We start from the raw sequence: 16,732 nt of genomic DNA, 5'->3' as shown, positions 1-16,732 counted from the left end.
GAGTTTGCAGCCGTCTAATATTTGGCTGCTTGGGAGGTGCGTATGCCGCGCGTTTTCCGCACGATTCTTCTGATCTCCTTCCTTTTACCGGCCTTGACGTTTTCTTTATCGGGTGCCGCTCATGCCCAGACAAGTGAGCAAATCCAGGTGGCGCCTCCGATGCGCCGTATTGAACCGCCTCCTGCCGATTGGAGCGCCGAGCGTTTGGAGGAACGAGGAGACCTCTTGCGCACGCGCAAGGCATTTCTCGATGCGCTCGACTACTACAGCGCCGCTCTTTCCAAAGATGCCAAGAGTGCCATTCTGCTAAACAAAATCGGCATCACCAACTTGCAACTGCAGCGGCTAAAGGACGCGGACAAGTATTTCCATCGTGCCATCAAATACGACAAGCAATATGCCGATGCTTACAACAATCTTGGGGTAATCGAGTATCTCCGAAAGAAATACGGTCGGGCGGTGAAGCGATACGAGTCGGCGCTGAAGCTGCGCCCCGAGTCAGCCTCGTTCTGTAGCAACCTTGGAGCGGCGTACTTCTCCGAGAAAGAATTCGAAAAAGCTATCGTGGCTTACAACCACGCGGTGCAGCTCGATCCTGACATCCTGGAGCGAACTTCCGCGTCTGGCGTCACCGCCCAGATGTCGTCTCCCGAAGACCGTGCGCATTACGACTACGTCGTGGCCAAAATGTACGCCAAGCTGGGAATTGCCGACCGTTCTTTGCAGTACTTGAGAAAGGCCATGGAAGAAGGCTACAAAGGAATCAACAACGTATTCAAAGACGCCGAATTCGCCGCCCTGAGGAAAGACCATCGTTTCACGGAGTTAATGGCCTCACGCCCTCCAGGAATTCCAGAGTAGTTGCTCCAGAAAATGAGCTGGAACGCAACTTTTGCTCAGTTTCCGGGTCTGGAAATGGAAAGGCTCCTGAAAACAGGAACAAGTGAGTAAGGAGAGATGACAACCCACCGGTTGCATCACCCGAGCACGCCCCAAGCAGCAATCGGTGGGTTTTATTATCGAGTCATCTATTTCACCGGGCTGCGTTCCTGGATGTACTCCCGCATCACCTCTTCCCATTTGGCTTGGGCTTTCAGGATGTACTCCACGGCATCTCTCGCTGCGCCTTGTCCGCCACGGTTCTCAGTAATGTAGTGGGCCACTTCCTTAACTTCAGCGCGGGCGTTGGCGACCGCGATGGCCAGACCGCAGTTGCGCATAATCGGCAGGTCAATTACGTCATCGCCCACGTAAGCTGCCTGCTCTGGCCGTAGTTTCTCCTTGCGGAGAATTTCTTCGAAGACCGTCAGCTTGTCTTGAATTCCTTGATGAACGTGGTCGAGCTTCAAATCCCGGGCGCGCAATGCGACGGTTTCTGAAACCCGTTTGGTGATGATGCCGCACTTAATTCCGCCCAAACGAGCCAGTGAGATCGCAGTTCCGTCGTGGGCGTGGAAACCTTTCGCTTCGATGGTGGTTTGGCTGATGATGCCGAAGCCACCCTCGCCACCATGTTTGCGGGAATGATCTTGCGCTGGCATCTGCGCTCCGGCTGGCGCCGGGAAGAGCCAAATCGTGCCGTCGGTAAGCACCCCGTCCACGTCGAATAGAACCAATTTGATCTTCTGGGCGCGCTCCGCAGACATGCGCGAATCATAGCAGAGGCAGTCAGCACTCAGGTGCCAGTCTGAAATTGCGAAATCGGTGTTCCAGGAGTGGCAAGTGGACGGAATATCAACGGGAAGATATGAAACGGGAAACTCGAAACTGCCACTCAGTAGAGCCGGAAGTTCACTTCCACATTGATCTGGACGGCCACCGGCTGGCCATCCTTACGAGCGGGATCGAATTTCCAGGTCCGGACCGCATCCATGGCTTTCTCGTCCAGCCCCATTCCAAGGGAACGCTGCACGCGAATGTCGTGCGGGCGTCCGTCCGGCCCAACTACCACCCAAAGCACTACCGTGCCTTGAAACTTCGCCTTGCGGGCTTCTTCGGAATATTCCGGGTCGGGCGCGAACAGGGCGCGTGGAGCGCTTACGCCCCCGCCCACACGATATGCGCCTCCACCAATACCAGCATCGTACCCAGGCCCGGCGCCAATGCCGTGGCCGCTGCCGACACCGCCGCCACTACCGCTTCCAATTCCTCCGCCAGCGCCGGTACCGCTGGAAGGGGGCGTCAGCACCGCAGTGAGCGGGTCTCCCAGCATATTTCCGGTCGGCAATTTTATTTGCGGTGGCACAACTATGCTGGCATCGGCCGTCAACTTCGGATTTTCATTGCGCACCACAACCGCGGGTGGAGTAATTTGTCGCTTGGCTGCCTTCGGAAGAGCACCCTTTGAAGCCTGAAGTTTGTCGCGATCGCCGCCGCCACCGCCGCCTCCGGTTTGGTTCTTGGAGGCGGGCAGTACGTAAGGGCTGAAATCTGTCACCACATCAATAACCTGTCTCTTAATTTCGTGGCGATGTGAGACCACGTAGTTGGCAACCAGCAGGATGATTGTTGCCGCCACGATGTGTCCGACGAACGAATACACAAACGTCACCGGCTTGGTGTCGTACATCCCGTAACCCTCGCCAAAAAGCGTGGGCAGAAGGATGGGCTCCGGTGCGGGCGACTGGATCGCCTCGGGCTTCTCAGGGGTTGTAGTTGGCGACATTTCTGCCCAATAAGTATAGGCCAGAATGGGCTTTTGAGATGTCAAATCCGCATCGCCAAAAGTGGGTACACCAAGGTACTTGCGGATGAGTGAGTTACTGGCTCTCGGCGCAGGTCGCGGGGATTTCGGTGTTCTGAGATAGGCCCAGGAACGGCTTTTTTATCGGAACATCGCGCCAAAGAACCCGCGCAGCTTGGCAAGGAACCCGCGCGACGATTTGGTTTTTGCCGGTTGAGGCTGCTGGTTGTAATTCGTCACCGAGGGCGGCTCTGCATCCGCATTCAGCAACTGGGTGGGAGGGCGTCCTCCCACCAGACGTAAATGCGCTACCACCGGCGCTGCCGGCAAGACGGGGTCGGTGGCACGAAAAACAAAGGGCGCGTCGACTTGCACGTGTGCTTCGCCTGTCTTGACGGGCGGCGGAGGACTCGTCACGGATGGAGTTGCCGTTGGCGACGCCACGGGAGAAGTGTTCACTGCAGGCGCTTGTGCCCGAGTCACCGGAACCATAATTGGCGGGCAGCCGCAACCCTGCGGCATGACTGAACTCACGTTTCGTAAACGGCCTGCCGTGAACACCACTTGATCGCTCGGATGTACCTGATAATTCCCATCGCCCATCAACTCGGAAACCATCAATGACGCGGTATTTCCTGTGAGCGACCGTACGCACGTGTTTCCGCGTTGGTCGGCGCTGATCGCGAAATCAAAACGCCCTGGTCCCGGCAGCAGGATGCGGAAGTCGGGGGTAAGAATCACGTCCGCTGCAGAACTCAGCGCGTAATGGGTTTCGATGGCCCCTGTATTGAGGCCTACCATCAGGTCGTGACCTGATGGCGTCACCGAGACCGCAGTCCCGGGGCAGATCCGCACTTCGCCTCCACGTGGCAAGCGTAGCACGGTCGTGTCGGCTCCGGCGGTGATGGACGATGCTCCTTGTAACGTCATGGTCGGAGTTGCAGCCTCCACCATCGCGACCGGCGCAGGAGGAGGAACTGCGCCCGCTTCCAGCACGGTTGTCGGCTGCTCCGGTTTTGCGGCCATCGGCCTTGGGCCCGCCTGGGGAGCAACCGGGGTGAGCTTTACCGACAGATTGTTTCCCTGAGATGAGACAGAATATTCGCGAAGTTTCTTGAGCTGCACAACCACGCGCGTCACCGGTGGTGTGTTTTGAAACTGGCTGGCCCGTATTTCAATGATGTCCTGCCGGTTTACGGTAATGCGCTTTTGCCCAGCCGAGAACAGCGCGTCCGGCAGATCAATAACTACGCGTGGCGGATTTTCCAGCTTTTGAACGATCGGCGTGATGGGCCGGCTGGCAAGAATCTGGATGGTGATGCCACCTGCCGCCGGCGCGATTATAACGTCGCGCACAGCAGCCGGTGTGTTGGACTGAGCGCCGAGACTGATGGACACTCCCGCCACTAAAGTGGCCAATAGACACCAGCGAAGAAATCCGGGAAAAACCATGGCTGGGCAGACACTACTCCGACTTGAAAACATATCATTGGTAAGTTGCTGCGAGAAGGGGCGGGGCCGGATCACGTGGTGCGCAGGCTGCAAACCCACTCAGCCCTCGTTCAAGAACTCGTACTCGTCAATCACTGCCGCCACGCTCAGTTGTCCGGTGCCATTACTCTCTTCCGTGCGCACCACTTTACCTTTACAGCGCACGCGGATATTTTCCGTCAAAGTAATTTCCGGCGGCAAAGTGAGCGTGAACTCAATCTCGGAGCCGCCTCCAATAGGCGCGTCCATCAAAAAGCAAATTCCGCGCGCGCTGACGTCGCGGGTGGTAGCGTCTTTTTCTACTGTTGCGCCGTCCTGGAACTTTACTGATATTGGCAGCCGTAAGGAGAACCGGCGAGTGGCACGCTTGTCCGGCTTGGGCTCATCCATGCTGCCTCCGAAGTGGTGCTTAGCATGTCTGCACTTGTGAATTGTGTCAAGCCCGCACTGGATGGTGGCCCTCCTGAGACAGCGGCAGGCCCCGAGTCATTTCCGCCGAGTTCACGTAAGTAGCTACATTAACAAGAAGTTACGAATCAAATTCTTGCCGTCGGAGGTCAGCACGCTCTCCGGGTGGAACTGCACTCCTTCTACTGGCAGCTGGCGATGGCGGAGGCCCATAATCACTCGCGGAGCGTCTTTATCGGATGTCCACGCCGTAACCTCCAATTCCGCGGGAAGACTGTCTTCCGCCACAATCAGTGAGTGATAGCGGGTGGCGGTGAGTGGCGAGTTTAATCCGCGGAAGATGGTGCGGCCATCATGTTCCACGGTGCTGGTCTTGCCGTGCATCACTTTCTTTGCGCGCACGACCTCCCCACCGAACGCCTCTCCGATCGCCTGATGTCCCAGACATACTCCCAGGATCGGCATCTGCCCCGCGAGCTTGCGGATGAGTTCTACGCTGATGCCCGCTTCCCGCGGCGTGCACGGCCCTGGCGAAAGCAGAATTCGCTCTGGTTTCAATTCTTCCACTTCGTTCACCGTAACCTGGTCGTTGCGCCGCACGTCAACGCGCGCCCCCAGCTCTCCCAGATATTGCACCAGGTTGTAGGTGAAGGAGTCGTAGTTGTCGAGCACGAAGACCATGGTTGTGATCCTGCGCGAGCGGCGATAAGTATTGGCAGCGAAAAGTCGGTTGACTAGCCTGCGGGCGCGGCCGCCGGAGGAGGCGCGCTTTCCCCGGCACCGCCGGTGTTTACCAGGTCTTTCAATTCCTTGCTGGGTTTGAAGAAGGGAATCTTCTTGGCCGGCACTTCTACACGATCGCCGGTTTTCGGATTGCGACCGACGCGCGGCTTTCTCTGGCGCGTGCGAAAGCTGCCAAAGCCGCGAATCTCAATCTTGTCGCCGACCCGCAAGGAGCGCACGATGCTGTCGAATATGGTTTCGACGATCACTTCACTGTCTTTCCGGGTCAGTTCCGCCAAACGCGAAACTTCATCGATCAGGTCGGCTTTCGTCATCTTGTTCCGCTCCCTTTATAGACGCCGGTCGCTGTCCCATCCCCCAAAATGCAGCCACCAGCGGCCCACGCATCCGCTCCACTTGAGTGTACCCCACGGGATATTCCTGAATACCAGTCCCCCAGAAATTTTCCCGGACATCACTTCCAAAGATAGTAAAAGCCGATGTGGGTTTCCATCAACTTGGCCCGGTCGGGAAGCCACTCTGAAACGTCCCCGAACAACAGATCCCAGAGCGTCTTCCGCTCTCTTTGTGGCCGCACCAGCACGGGCTCGCCGCTGATTCCCACCGACTTTGCCGTGTCATCAATCGCCGCCTGGAAGTCACCTAACTGGTCAACAAGTTTGAGCGTCAGCGCCTGCTGGCCGGTCCATACTCTGCCGTCAGCGATTGCTTTTACTTCGTCCACTTTCAAATGACGTCCATCCGAAACCGCTCTGATGAACTGGGAGTGCATGTCGTCAAGTAAACTCTGGAAGTAGGCACGCTCTTGCGGGGTCAGGTCGCGAGTGGGCGAACCTGCATCCTTCAGCGCGCCGGCTTTGAGGGTGACGTCCTTCAGCTTGGCCCAGCGCAGAAGGTCGCCATAATTGACCCACTCAGCAATTACGCCGATGCTGCCCACAATGCTGCCGTTGTTGGCGAAGATCTTATTGCAAGCCGAGGAAACGTAATAGCCACCGCTGGCACCGACGGTCTCTACAGAAGCGATCACCTTCTTTTTCTTGTCGCGCTCAATGCGCTGCACTTCGCGATAGATCTCTTCTGTGGCAGCCACCCCACCACCCGGCGTATTCACGTGCAGGATGATGGCTTTGATCGAACTGTCGTCGCCGAACTGCTTGAGCTGCCGGACTACGATTTCTGGGGTGACAATCACACCCTCCAGGTCCACCACCCCAATCTTGTCTCCGAAACCGCTAAAGGTGGTGGCCTGAGAAGTGCCACTGCGCATGGTCACGTACACCACGCCAAATACCGCCAAAACGAAGAGGAAAAAGGCGGCGCCGCCAATCACAATCCACAACCAGGTGCGCGAGCGCCGTGGAGGCTTCTGCTCGTATCCTCCCGGAACTGGCGAAGATTGATAGATAGGAGATTGGCTTGGTGGAGTCGCCGGCGGTGGAGCTTGCGGTGTTTGCGGAACGTCCCCCATAAGGAAGCCCGTAGTTTAACACTAAGTGCTGGCAAAAGAAGAGCATCGCCATCCGTGAGGTCGCGCCGATCCGTTCCTTATCCGATCACCGGCAACGCCCTTGGCACGACGCTGACCTCAATGGGCGTGCCCGAGACGAACTCGCCGTCAGCGTGGACTTCCAGAGGAACCTTGCTCTCAATCCGCGCCCGTTCAGTCTGGAAATATTCGATCTCGCGAAGCCGCAGATGATTGCCCCAATAAACGCGAGGAAACAGTTTCATGAGGCGGAGCTTGCTCGTTCCACGCACAAAACAAATGTCCAACCGGCCGTCTTCCATGCTGGCGTGGGGGGCAATGCGCATTCCGTGGCCGTATGCAGGCGCATTGGCGAAGGCCACCAGATAACCTAACTCCGAAACGCGCTCTACCAAAGCGGCGCCGTCTTCGGCGGATGACACAGTCATCTCTGCCGGAGCGAAGCTCAGCAACGACCATGCCAGACTCAAGGCATAACCGCCGGAGCCGCGCAACCAAGCCGGCAGAAGGCTCGCACGTCGTGCTGCCTGGGCGTCAATCCCTGCGCCTCCTGCGCAACAAAAGTACGTAAGCTTGTCATCTGCGCTGCGGATTTGACCCAAATCAACTCGCCGTACTCGCGCCTTATTTCCTTGAAATGCTGACCAGACTGCCAGCGCCTGCCGTGGACTGCCTATCCCGAGGGCGCGCGCAAAATCGTTCCCGCTGCCATGCGGCACAACCAGCACCGGTCGTTGCGCCTCGACCAGCACGGGCAGATGCCGGTGAACCGTGCCATCGCCCCCGAGTACCACCACCGCGTCGGCTTGTTTCAGTTCGTCAGTAAATTGGATTTCAGGTCCGCGGAATTGCGCGAGATCGCTTTTCTTTGCTCCCGGGCCGAGAATCGCCGACGCGCGTATCATGACCGCGCGCAGGGTACCAGATTTACGGGATCGCGGAGAGGTCCAGCTACGAAATTGAAACTCGCCGCATAGTGCGGCCGACTCGCAAGGTAAGCTCCGTGGGAACCTGCACGCGGAGAATTGGTTCGCTCTTGACCTCGCCATTCACGCGTACGGCCTTCTGCTTGATCTTGCGCAGGCCATCGCTGATGGAGTCGGCCAGTCCGGAGCGTGCCAAAAGCTTGTCCAACTTGATGGCGCCGGCATTCTCCGTACCGGCGGCAATATCTGAAAAATTGATTTTGACCTGCTCCACATGTTCCGGCACTTCGTCTTTCTGGAACTGCTTTGACCAATCCTCCGCTGCGCGCTTCGCCGCATCCGCCGAATGGAAATCGGCCACGATGCGGAACGCCAATTCCTGCTTCAACTTCATCGGATGCGCCTGGTTGGTTGCCACCTGCTGCCGCATCTTCGCAATCTCCGCGCTGGAGACGTCCGTCAGCAGCTCGTAATACCGCCACATCATGTCGTCAGAAATGGACATGATCTTTCCGTACATTTCTAGCGGCGGCTCCTTGATGCCAATAGCATTGCCCAACGACTTCGACATTTTCTGCACGCCATCCAAACCTTCCAGGATTGGCGTGGTCAGCACCACTTGGGAGGGCTGACCATAGGCACGCTGAATTTCCCGGCCCACCAGCAGATTGAATTTCTGATCGGTGCCGCCGAGTTCAACGTCGGCCTTGAGCGCTACCGAGTCGTACCCCTGGGCCAGCGCATAAAGCAGTTCGTGCATGGCTATGGGTTTTTCCTCTTGGAACCGTTTGTGAAAGTCTTCTCGTTCCAGCAACTGTGAAACCGTGTAATGCGAGGCCAGGCGCACGAAGTCTTCAGCGCGAAATTTATTAAACCACTCACTGTTGAAGCGCACCTCGGTTTTTTCTTCGTCGAGAATCCGGAAGACTTGCTTCTTGTAAGTCTCGGCGTTCTTGTCAATCTCCGCGCGACTCAGCGGGGGCCGGGTCGCCGAGCGGCCGGTGGGATCACCAATCATCCCGGTGAAGTCGCCGATCAGAAAGATCACCGTATGCCCGAGGTCCTGAAAATGTTTTAGCTTGCGCAGCAAGACAGTGTGACCCAAATGCAGGTCCGGGGCCGTCGGGTCGAAGCCCGCCTTGACGCGTAGCGGCTGCCCCATGGTCCGGGACTTCACCAATTTTTCTCGCAGCTCTGCCTCGCGGATGATCTCCGCCGCACCCTTCTTGATGTAAGTGAGCTGCTCGTCAATTTCAGGAAAGTTCTGGGGCATTATGAGGATAGGCGATCCACATTGATACAACCGCCAAACTCAGCATAACAAAACTAGCTTAACTTCCTGGCCTTTCGAGGACGGGCGCTCACTTCCCCAGAAACGGATAGTGGCTTGCCGCCCCCATAAAGAAGAGCAGGGGAAAGGTGAGCCAGAAGCTGATGCGCGAGACCAAAAAACCTTGGCGGGCCAACTTCTCCGCTTTTTGCGGAATGGGCGTACCGTTGGCCAGATTTTGCTCCGTCCAAAGAATCAGCTTTTTATTTACCCGCCACACAATTCCCCACACATTGAACATCAGCAACCAGCCGATTCCCCCGCCAATACCGATGGAGAGCATGCGGTTGCTCTCCCAGCCGTGATCATTTAACCGCAAATAAAGATAACTGGCGGATCCCACTACGATGATCATGAGCACGGCCAGCACCCAGCCATTGTTGAGTGGGCCTTTAACCGGCATCACCAGCGCATTCTGGACAGCGAATGCCGCCGTCCATATCAGGAAGAAACTCCACATTGCCTGCCCCGGCGAGGCTTGGGCGTTGTGGGCATCCGCGGTGACGATATTCATCCAATAGCCTATGCCCATCAGCACTGTTACCACAGAGCTCCAGCGGAACCACCACATTGAGCGTCTCATCAGGCGCGGGAGCACCAGGGCGCGAGTACTGGCGTCCAGTCCCTTTACGAAGTCAACGTTCACCAGGTTGAAAAAATAGAGCAGTCCAATCCAGGTGATTCCTGCCAAAAGGTGGATCCAACGCATGACCATCAGCACCGTGGCATTGGAACCGGGATAGGTCACCCCCGAGAGCACCTCTAAGTTCAGTAGTGGCATCGCGCCTCCGCGAAGATCAAAATTCGCATAACAGCCTACCTTAAATACCCCATCCCTGAAGTGCCCTGCCAGGACAGCCGTTCCGGCCTAAATTTAACGCCAACGGTTGAAAACTCTCTGCCGACGCCGTATCGTAACTTGAGGCTGCAAGAACGGCCTGGGCAGTGTTCCTGAATTCTTTTTTGATTGGCCTAATTTTTCGGCACCGGACGTTTCGAGTTCCAACAAGGAGATCGGCAGATGGAAAATAAGCCGGCGCAAAACATCCAGGATTCGTTTCTCAACACGGCCCGCAAGGACAAAATCCCCATCACCATTTACCTCCTCAGCGGGGTCAAGCTCGCGGGGCGCATTCGCTCCTTCGACAAGTATTCTGTGGTACTTGAAACCGGCAACCAGGAGCAGCTTATCTTCAAGCATGCCATCTCGACCGTTGTCATGGCCAAGTCCCATGCTGATGGGCGACTGGAAAGACCCGAGCGCGCCGCTGAAGCCAAGCCAGCTCACAACGCTCCCGTGGCGCCGGCGCTGAATAGCTCGGGAACAGAAGGATAGGTCGTTTCGGTTGCCTGCTTCGCGATCCAAGCCCGGATCCAGTCTTGCAAAGAAGTTCGCGGCTGCGCAGAAAGAGCAGAATTCCGGCGGACGTTCTGGCGCCACCGAACGGGCGTTTCTTGTGGGACTCGACTACACGCCGCGTCGTCGTGCCGGCGATGGTTCTCGGGAAAAGGTTGCCAACTCTCCCATTCCGCCACAAGCGAAACTGGCGCGCAGCGTAGTTTCGGGGGCTGCGCACTCAGCTCCGCCGTCTGAGTCGAGCGTGCCTCCTGCGAGTGTTCCCCGGTTCACAGCCGAAGAATCACTTGCGGAACTGCGGGAACTTGCCAGTAGTGCCGGGGCCACCGTCACGGGTGAATTCCTACAACATCGCCAGCAGCCCGATCCTGCCACCCTCATCGGCCGCGGGAAATTGCAGGAGGTTGCTGGCGCTGTCGCCTCCACGTCAGCTGACCTCGTCATCTTTGACCACGAGCTCACGCCATCGCAGCAGCGCAATATCGAGGATGAGGTTTCCACCCGTGTGGTAGATCGCACCCAACTCATCCTGGATATCTTTGCCCGCCATGCTCGCACTCGGGAAGGGCAGTTGCAGGTGGAGCTGGCCCAGCTCAAGTATTTGCTGCCGCGGTTGAGTGGACGCGGTGCTCAGATGTCGCAGTTGGGCGGCGGCATCGGGACACGCGGCCCGGGCGAGACCCAGCTGGAGACCGACCGCCGCAAAATCTATCGGCGTGTCCGCCATCTTGAGCAGCAAATCGAAAATGTCCGGCGTACGCGTGCACAGCAGCGGCAACGCCGCGAATCGGTTCCCGTAGCCACCGTCGCGCTGGTGGGATACACGAACGCCGGAAAATCAACGCTTTTCAACGCCCTCACCCAGGCCGGGGTGCTGGAATCGTCCAAGATGTTCGCCACGCTCGATCCCACCATCCGTCCGGTGATCCTGCCATCGCGCCGCAAGCTGCTGCTCTCAGACACTGTGGGATTCATTCGCAACCTGCCCACAACCCTGGTTTCCGCTTTTCGGGGCACGTTAGAGGAAGTACAGCGCGCTGAGCTGATTGTGCACGTCTCTGACGCCAGCAGCCTCACCGCCCCCGAGCAGGACGCACAGGTGGAACTGGTATTGCGGGAGCTGGGCGCCGAAGGCAAACCCCGCCTGCACGTAGTCAACAAGATAGATCTGCTGCCGGTTGGGGAGCGCGAGGCCCTGCGCGACGGCCCCAACATGGTCCACGTTTCTGCGCTAAAAGGAATTGGCCTGTCCAGCTTGTTGGACAGGATGGACCAACTCCTCGCCCATGACCCTATCAGCCGCGTCTTCCTGAAGGTGCCGCAGAGCGAAGGCAAGATATTATCTGCGCTGGAGGCGCGCTCCCGCATTCTTTCACGTCACTATCGCGATGGTTTGGTGGAACTGGAGGCGGATGCGCCAGAATCGCTGGTCAGAAAATTGAAGCAATTCGTGCGGCCTGACCACTAGTGTGTAGCTGCAAAAATTAAATGGGCCAGAGATCAAGAAGCGGTGACTTTCCTTGACCCCCAGCCCACTCGATCCTGAATTGGATCGGAGGTGATATCAATATGGTAAACCTGTCAAGGGGAAAGTCAAGTGTTGGAGGCAATATTTCCCACCCTCTTGGATAGACCTTAATCCCTCTCTGCTTGAGTCAAGTGCTCCCTGCTTACGTTGACACTTCCTTTCACACGATGATAATTTTTCAAGTTAAGTCCCTTCTTTGATTCGCAGGCTGTCTGGGCGGTAAACCTAACGAAATGGACGAAACGCTAAGGCAATTAGGCGGATTACTGCTCGGCGCGATACCGACGGTAATTTTGCTGCTCATCGTTTTAACGGCCTATCGTTTTCTGGTGCATCAGCCACTGCAGCGCGTGCTCAATGAGCGTCGTAGCCTTACCAAAGGCGCAATCGAGCGTGCTCGCGCCGATATTGCAGCCGCCGAAGCCAAAGCCGCAGAATACGAGCAACGGTTGCGGGAAGCCCGCTCTGCCGTATTCAAAGCGCAGGAAGCTCGGCGACAGCAGGCGCTGCAGGCGCACGTGGAGGCCATCGCCCAGGCCCGGTCGCGCGCTCAGGAGCAAGTGAAACAGGCCCGCGCTGCCTTGGAAAAGGAGAAAGAGTCCGTACAAACCAGCCTGCAAAGCGAGGCCGAACGTCTGGCGCGCGAAATAATAGCGGCAATCCTGCGTCCGGCTGCTACCGCGCCCAGCCCACTCGCCGGTGGCCGTTCATGACCGGGGGCCGGGGCCAACGCATAATTCGTCTTTCCTTCCTGCCGATTTTGTTGCTGACCTTGGTCCTGACCACTATTGCGATGGGGCAATCTTCTCCTGCGGAGCCGAAGTCAGGTGAGGCCGGTTCCGAGCAACAGCTCGCGGAGACCTCGCGAAAGGCCGCCGAAGCCGGGGACGAAAACGCTCAGTTCAAAGAGTCCGGATCGGTGCAGTGGTTGGCGCACCGCCTCGGGATCAGCGTGCATGCCGCCTACTGGCTGGCGTACGTCCTCAACTTCGTGATTATCGCCGTGCTGGTTGCCAAATTCTGGCGGTCGAGTGTTCCACAGATATTCCGCTCCCGCACTGCAAACATCCAGAAGGCGATTGAAGAAGCGCGTGCCGCCAGTGCGGAAGCCCAGAGCCGTCTGGCTGCCATCGAAGCGCGCCTCAGTCGTTTAGATGTCGAGATCGCTTCGATCCGCCAAGAAGCGGAACATGCCACCGCGCTGGAAGAACAGAAAATCCAGACCGCCGCCGCGGAGGAGACACGCAGGATTATCGCGGCCGCCGAGCAGGAGATCGCCGCTGCCGTCCGGCTCGCCCAGCACGATCTAAAAGTTTATGCGGCGGGCCTTGCCGTCTCGGTCGCACAAAAGCAGATTCGGGTAGATGCTCCGACCGACCAGGCGCTTGTCCGCAGTTTTGCCGATCAATTGGCGGACGATTCGAGTGCTGCCCGCAACGTTCGCAAGGATGGTCACCGCTAAATGGCTGCTATCGGCAATCGTTACGCTCGCGCCCTGGTTGATGTAATCTTCGACCGTCGGGGCGAGGCCAAACCGTTGGATCCAGATAAGGTCCGGGGTGAGCTGGAACTCATCGCTGGCCTGGTCGCCCAAAGCAAGGAGTTGCGTGAGGTGTGGGAGAGCCCGGCGCTTTCTTCCGAGCAGAAGCATTCCGTTCTGGATGCCCTGGTAACACGCAGCCGCCTCTCACGCACTGTGCGGAATTTCATGGCGGTTCTGATTGACCATGGCCGTATCCCGCTGTTGGGAGAGATCGTTCGGCATTTTGGACACGAGCTCGACCGGCGCCTCAATTTGGCAGAGGCGGAAATAACCACGGCCCGCGATTTGCGAGACAATGAGAAGCGCCTGCTGGAAACCCAGATTGAGAAGCTGACTGGCAAAAAAGTTCGCGCCCGCTATCAGCGCGACACCAGCATTCTTGGTGGAGCAGTCATCAAGCTGGGTAGCACGATTTACGATGGTTCCATTCTTGGCCAGCTGAACAAGATTCGCGAACAACTAAGTACCGGCTGACCGGTTCTGATAACACCTGCCGAGCACGTGAACTGAGAACGAGCACCTGAGAACTTATAAATGGCTCAAATTAAAGCTGACGAAATCACCCAGCTCATCCGCGAGCAGATCGAAAATTACGAGTCCAGAATTGCTGTAGATGAAGTTGGCACCGTCATCTCCATTGGCGACGGTATCGCGCGCGTGTACGGTCTGGACAAAGTCATGGCCGGAGAGCTCTTGAGCTTTCCTCACAACGTCTCCGGCATCGCCATGAATCTGGAAGAAGACCAGGTCGGCGTAGTGCTTCTCGGTGAATACACCGAAATTAAGGAAGGCGATGAGGTCAAGCGTACCGGCCGCATCATCAGCGTGCCCGTCGGCAACGCGCTGGTCGGTCGGGTCGTAGATGCTCTCGGGCAGCCGATTGACGACAAAGGGCCCATCGCAACCGATCAGTTTATTCCTGTGGAGCGCATTGCTCCCGGCGTCATTGATCGCCAACCGGTGCGTGAGCCCATGGCCACCGGCATCAAGGCGATTGACAGCATGATTCCTATCGGCCGCGGCCAGCGCGAGCTGATCATCGGCGACCGCCAGACCGGCAAGACCGCCATTGCCATTGACACCATCATCAACAACAAAGGCGGAGACCTGATCTGTATTTACTGCGCCATCGGCCAGAAGCGCTCCTCCATCGCGCAGGTGGTCAAAACACTCACCGACCTCGGAGCAATGGACTACACCATCGTGGTGGCCGCCTCAGCTTCCGAGCCTGCTCCCATGCAGTACATCGCTCCGTATGCCGCCTGTGCCATGGGTGAATATTTCCGCGATTCCAAGCGACACGCCCTGGTGGTGTTTGACGACCTTTCCAAGCACGCGGCTTCTTATCGTGAGATTTCTCTCCTACTGCGCCGTCCGCCCGGCCGCGAGGCTTATCCCGGTGACGTCTTCTATCTGCACTCGCGTCTGCTGGAACGCGCCGCCAAGCTCAGCAACGCTAAGGGCGCCGGTTCGTTGACCGCCCTGCCAATTATTGAAACCCAAGCGGGCGACGTCTCGGCGTACATCCCGACCAACGTCATCTCGATCACCGATGGCCAAATTTATCTTGAAACGGACTTGTTCAACAGTGGTGTGCGTCCAGCCGTCAACGTCGGCTTATCGGTAAGCCGCGTCGGTTTCTCTGCCGCCATTAAAGCCATCAAGCAGGTGGGCGCTACACTGAAACTCGAACTGGCGCAATACCGCGATCTGGCCGCGTTCGCCCAATTCGGCAGCGATCTCGACAAAGCTACGCAAGCCCAATTAGCTCGCGGTGAGCGGTTGGTGGAGGTCATTAAGCAGGATCAGTACTCTCCGCTGCCGTTCTCCAAGCAAATCCTGATTATTTTTGCCGGCACGAACGGCCTGCTGGATGAGCTCAAGGTCGAAGACATTCGTCCGTTTGAGAAGTCTCTCTATGCCTACGTGGACACGATGCATCCCCAGCTTCTCGACACCATCATGCAAAAGAAGGCGCTTGATGATCAGCTCAAGTCCCAAATCACCGATGTCATCAGAGAAGCCAAGGAGCGCTTCCTGACAGAACGCCAGGAAGAAAGCGCAACCCAGGCTAAACCAGCAGAGACAACCGCTAAGGCGAGATAGAATTTCATGGCCGGCCTTCTCGATATCCGTCGTCGCATACGCAGCGTGAAGAACACGCGGCAGATCACGCGCGCCATGAAGATGATTTCGGCCGCGCGGCTGCGCCGCGCCCAGGACCGTGCTCTTTCCAGCCGCCCCTACGCGCAAATGTTGACCAACGTGCTCAAGTCGCTGGTGCTCCGGACCGACGTTGTAGATCCTGAAACCGGCCAGCCCAAGCACCCGCTGCTCGCCCAGAGACCGGAGAACAACGTTTTATTTGTGGTTGTGACCGGTGACAAGGGTCTGGCGGGCGCCTTCAATACCAATATCCTTAAAGCAGCAATGACTTTTATCCAGTCAAAGTCGGGCAAGAACCTGGACATAGAGGCAGTAGGCCGCAAGGGACGCGATTTCCTGCGACGCCGCTTTCCCGCCGCCCCGGTGCAGGAGACTCCCGTCACCGAAGAAGAAGAGCGTTTGCAGCCTCCGCCCCGCGCCACCAGCCGCTCCGGCCCGGTGCAGATCGTGGGCGAGCATATCGGTATTCTCGGGCGCCTGCAGTTTGCCCAAGCCGAAGCCCTGGCTGACACCATCGTGGTCCGTTACTCGCGCGAAGAGATTGACTCCGTGTACTTGCTCTATAACGAATTCAAGTCGGTGGTTGCGCAACGGGTAGTGATTTCGCAAATTCTGCCGATCGTGGAGATCGGCGTTTCCCCTATTCTCCAGGCGGAGGAAATGGCGCTCAAAGAAAAGGAACGCATGGCCAAGGCCGCCGCCTCTGCCGGCGTCAGCCTTACCGAAGCTGACACTCGCGAGATTGATGAGCTTGCTGCCGCCTTCGCTGCTTCGCCTGTGGACTACATTTACGAGCAGTCTCCGGCGGAAATCTTTAGCGATCTGCTCCCCAGGTATGTAGCCATTGGGGTGTATCGTGCCTTGCTGGAGTCTGTAGCAGCTGAGCATGCAGCTCGCATGACCGCAATGGATGCCGCCAGTAACAACGCTTCCGAGATGATTGACGCTCTGACTCTGAGCATGAACCGTATTCGTCAGGCGAAGATTACGCGCGAGATCATTGAAATTGTGAGCGGCGCCGCCGCTTTGTGAGGTAATTTTTTTCGAGTTTCGAGTTCGTCGACTTC

Annotated in this window: 18 protein-coding genes; 8 read left to right on the top strand and 10 right to left on the bottom strand. The window is 57.5% G+C overall.

Going from position 1 to position 16,732, the window contains the following annotated elements; genetic code table 11:
- Positions 1-42: 42 nt before the first annotated feature.
- The gene (locus tag VFA76_00195) at positions 43-861 is read left to right on the top strand and encodes a tetratricopeptide repeat protein (protein ID HZR30253.1); all 819 of its coding nucleotides are present in this window, start codon (positions 43-45) and stop codon (positions 859-861) included.
- 167 nt (positions 862-1,028) lie between these two features.
- Here VFA76_00195 and VFA76_00190 read toward each other — a convergent pair whose 3' ends face one another.
- The 10 genes from VFA76_00190 to VFA76_00145 form a co-directional block, all read right to left on the bottom strand.
- Positions 1,029-1,646, bottom strand: a complete 618-nt coding sequence (locus VFA76_00190) for an HAD hydrolase family protein (GenBank protein HZR30252.1) — start codon at positions 1,644-1,646, stop codon at positions 1,029-1,031.
- Between the two features lie 128 nt (positions 1,647-1,774).
- A complete protein-coding gene (locus tag VFA76_00185) occupies positions 1,775-2,710 on the bottom strand; it encodes an energy transducer TonB (protein HZR30251.1) in 936 nt (311 codons plus the stop codon).
- 114 nt (positions 2,711-2,824) lie between these two features.
- Positions 2,825-4,135 carry an AMIN domain-containing protein gene (locus tag VFA76_00180; protein ID HZR30250.1) on the bottom strand — a complete coding sequence of 437 codons (1,311 nt, stop codon included), beginning with the start codon at positions 4,133-4,135 and terminating at the stop codon, positions 2,825-2,827.
- Positions 4,136-4,234: 99 nt separating this feature from the next.
- Positions 4,235-4,564, bottom strand: coding sequence for a PilZ domain-containing protein (locus VFA76_00175; protein HZR30249.1), 330 nt, complete (start codon positions 4,562-4,564; stop codon positions 4,235-4,237).
- A gap of 123 nt (positions 4,565-4,687) precedes the next feature.
- Positions 4,688-5,263, bottom strand: coding sequence for an aminodeoxychorismate/anthranilate synthase component II (locus tag VFA76_00170; GenBank protein HZR30248.1), 576 nt, complete (start codon positions 5,261-5,263; stop codon positions 4,688-4,690).
- Positions 5,264-5,316: 53 nt separating this feature from the next.
- Positions 5,317-5,640: an HU family DNA-binding protein gene (locus tag VFA76_00165; protein ID HZR30247.1), complete on the bottom strand. Its 324-nt coding sequence runs from the start codon at positions 5,638-5,640 to the stop codon at positions 5,317-5,319.
- Between the two features lie 140 nt (positions 5,641-5,780).
- Positions 5,781-6,797, bottom strand: coding sequence for a signal peptide peptidase SppA (sppA, locus tag VFA76_00160; GenBank protein HZR30246.1), 1,017 nt, complete (start codon positions 6,795-6,797; stop codon positions 5,781-5,783).
- A gap of 77 nt (positions 6,798-6,874) precedes the next feature.
- Entirely contained in the window at positions 6,875-7,720 is an 846-nt protein-coding gene (locus VFA76_00155; protein HZR30245.1) for a diacylglycerol kinase family protein, read from the bottom strand.
- 46 nt (positions 7,721-7,766) lie between these two features.
- Positions 7,767-9,014, bottom strand: coding sequence for a tyrosine--tRNA ligase (gene tyrS, locus VFA76_00150; GenBank protein HZR30244.1), 1,248 nt, complete (start codon positions 9,012-9,014; stop codon positions 7,767-7,769).
- A gap of 88 nt (positions 9,015-9,102) precedes the next feature.
- Positions 9,103-9,852 (bottom strand): hypothetical protein, encoded by a 750-nt coding sequence (locus VFA76_00145; GenBank protein ID HZR30243.1) that lies wholly within the window; start codon positions 9,850-9,852, stop codon positions 9,103-9,105.
- A 240-nt stretch (positions 9,853-10,092) separates the two neighbouring features.
- Between VFA76_00145 and hfq the strand changes: the two genes are divergently transcribed.
- The 7 genes from hfq (at position 10,093) to VFA76_00110 (ending at position 16,697) form a co-directional block, all read left to right on the top strand.
- Positions 10,093-10,407: an RNA chaperone Hfq gene (gene hfq / locus VFA76_00140; protein ID HZR30242.1), complete on the top strand. Its 315-nt coding sequence runs from the start codon at positions 10,093-10,095 to the stop codon at positions 10,405-10,407.
- 10 nt (positions 10,408-10,417) lie between these two features.
- The gene (gene hflX / locus VFA76_00135; protein ID HZR30241.1) at positions 10,418-11,896 is read left to right on the top strand and encodes a GTPase HflX; all 1,479 of its coding nucleotides are present in this window, start codon (positions 10,418-10,420) and stop codon (positions 11,894-11,896) included.
- Between the two features lie 293 nt (positions 11,897-12,189).
- Positions 12,190-12,669 (top strand): hypothetical protein, encoded by a 480-nt coding sequence (locus VFA76_00130; protein HZR30240.1) that lies wholly within the window; start codon positions 12,190-12,192, stop codon positions 12,667-12,669.
- On the top strand, positions 12,666-13,418 hold the full coding sequence (locus VFA76_00125; GenBank protein ID HZR30239.1) for a hypothetical protein: 753 nt from the start codon (positions 12,666-12,668) through the stop codon (positions 13,416-13,418). The genes VFA76_00130 and VFA76_00125 overlap by 4 nt, the downstream gene beginning before the upstream one ends.
- Positions 13,419-13,973, top strand: a complete 555-nt coding sequence (gene atpH / locus VFA76_00120) for an ATP synthase F1 subunit delta (protein HZR30238.1) — start codon at positions 13,419-13,421, stop codon at positions 13,971-13,973.
- 60 nt (positions 13,974-14,033) lie between these two features.
- Positions 14,034-15,605, top strand: a complete 1,572-nt coding sequence (gene atpA / locus VFA76_00115; protein ID HZR30237.1) for a F0F1 ATP synthase subunit alpha — start codon at positions 14,034-14,036, stop codon at positions 15,603-15,605.
- Positions 15,606-15,611: 6 nt separating this feature from the next.
- Complete coding sequence (locus VFA76_00110; GenBank protein HZR30236.1) at positions 15,612-16,697, top strand: FoF1 ATP synthase subunit gamma; 1,086 nt, start codon at positions 15,612-15,614, stop codon at positions 16,695-16,697.
- The last annotated feature ends 35 nt before the right edge of the window (positions 16,698-16,732 follow it).

Source organism: Terriglobales bacterium (assembly GCA_035651655.1).
Taxonomy (GTDB): domain Bacteria; phylum Acidobacteriota; class Terriglobia; order Terriglobales; family Acidobacteriaceae; genus DASRFG01.
The sequence above is the reverse complement of the archived record's forward strand: the minus strand, read 5'-3'. Positions and strand labels throughout refer to the sequence as shown.

Bases quoted from the DNA above. Each gene is read 5' to 3' on its own strand.
- VFA76_00195 (HZR30253.1), top strand. From the start codon at position 43: ATGCCGCGCGTTTTCCGCACGATTCTTCTGATCTCCTTCCTTTTACCG.
- VFA76_00190 (HZR30252.1), bottom strand. From the start codon at position 1,646: ATGTCTGCGGAGCGCGCCCAGAAGATCAAATTGGTTCTATTCGACGTG.
- VFA76_00180 (HZR30250.1), bottom strand. From the start codon at position 4,135: ATGGTTTTTCCCGGATTTCTTCGCTGGTGTCTATTGGCCACTTTAGTG.
- VFA76_00175 (HZR30249.1), bottom strand. From the start codon at position 4,564: ATGGATGAGCCCAAGCCGGACAAGCGTGCCACTCGCCGGTTCTCCTTA.
- VFA76_00170 (HZR30248.1), bottom strand. From the start codon at position 5,263: ATGGTCTTCGTGCTCGACAACTACGACTCCTTCACCTACAACCTGGTG.
- VFA76_00165 (HZR30247.1), bottom strand. From the start codon at position 5,640: ATGACGAAAGCCGACCTGATCGATGAAGTTTCGCGTTTGGCGGAACTG.
- sppA (HZR30246.1), bottom strand. From the start codon at position 6,797: ATGGGGGACGTTCCGCAAACACCGCAAGCTCCACCGCCGGCGACTCCA.
- VFA76_00155 (HZR30245.1), bottom strand. From the start codon at position 7,720: ATGATACGCGCGTCGGCGATTCTCGGCCCGGGAGCAAAGAAAAGCGAT.
- tyrS (HZR30244.1), bottom strand. From the start codon at position 9,014: ATGCCCCAGAACTTTCCTGAAATTGACGAGCAGCTCACTTACATCAAG.
- VFA76_00145 (HZR30243.1), bottom strand. From the start codon at position 9,852: ATGCCACTACTGAACTTAGAGGTGCTCTCGGGGGTGACCTATCCCGGT.
- hfq (HZR30242.1), top strand. From the start codon at position 10,093: ATGGAAAATAAGCCGGCGCAAAACATCCAGGATTCGTTTCTCAACACG.
- VFA76_00130 (HZR30240.1), top strand. From the start codon at position 12,190: ATGGACGAAACGCTAAGGCAATTAGGCGGATTACTGCTCGGCGCGATA.
- VFA76_00125 (HZR30239.1), top strand. From the start codon at position 12,666: ATGACCGGGGGCCGGGGCCAACGCATAATTCGTCTTTCCTTCCTGCCG.
- atpH (HZR30238.1), top strand. From the start codon at position 13,419: ATGGCTGCTATCGGCAATCGTTACGCTCGCGCCCTGGTTGATGTAATC.
- atpA (HZR30237.1), top strand. From the start codon at position 14,034: ATGGCTCAAATTAAAGCTGACGAAATCACCCAGCTCATCCGCGAGCAG.
- VFA76_00110 (HZR30236.1), top strand. From the start codon at position 15,612: ATGGCCGGCCTTCTCGATATCCGTCGTCGCATACGCAGCGTGAAGAAC.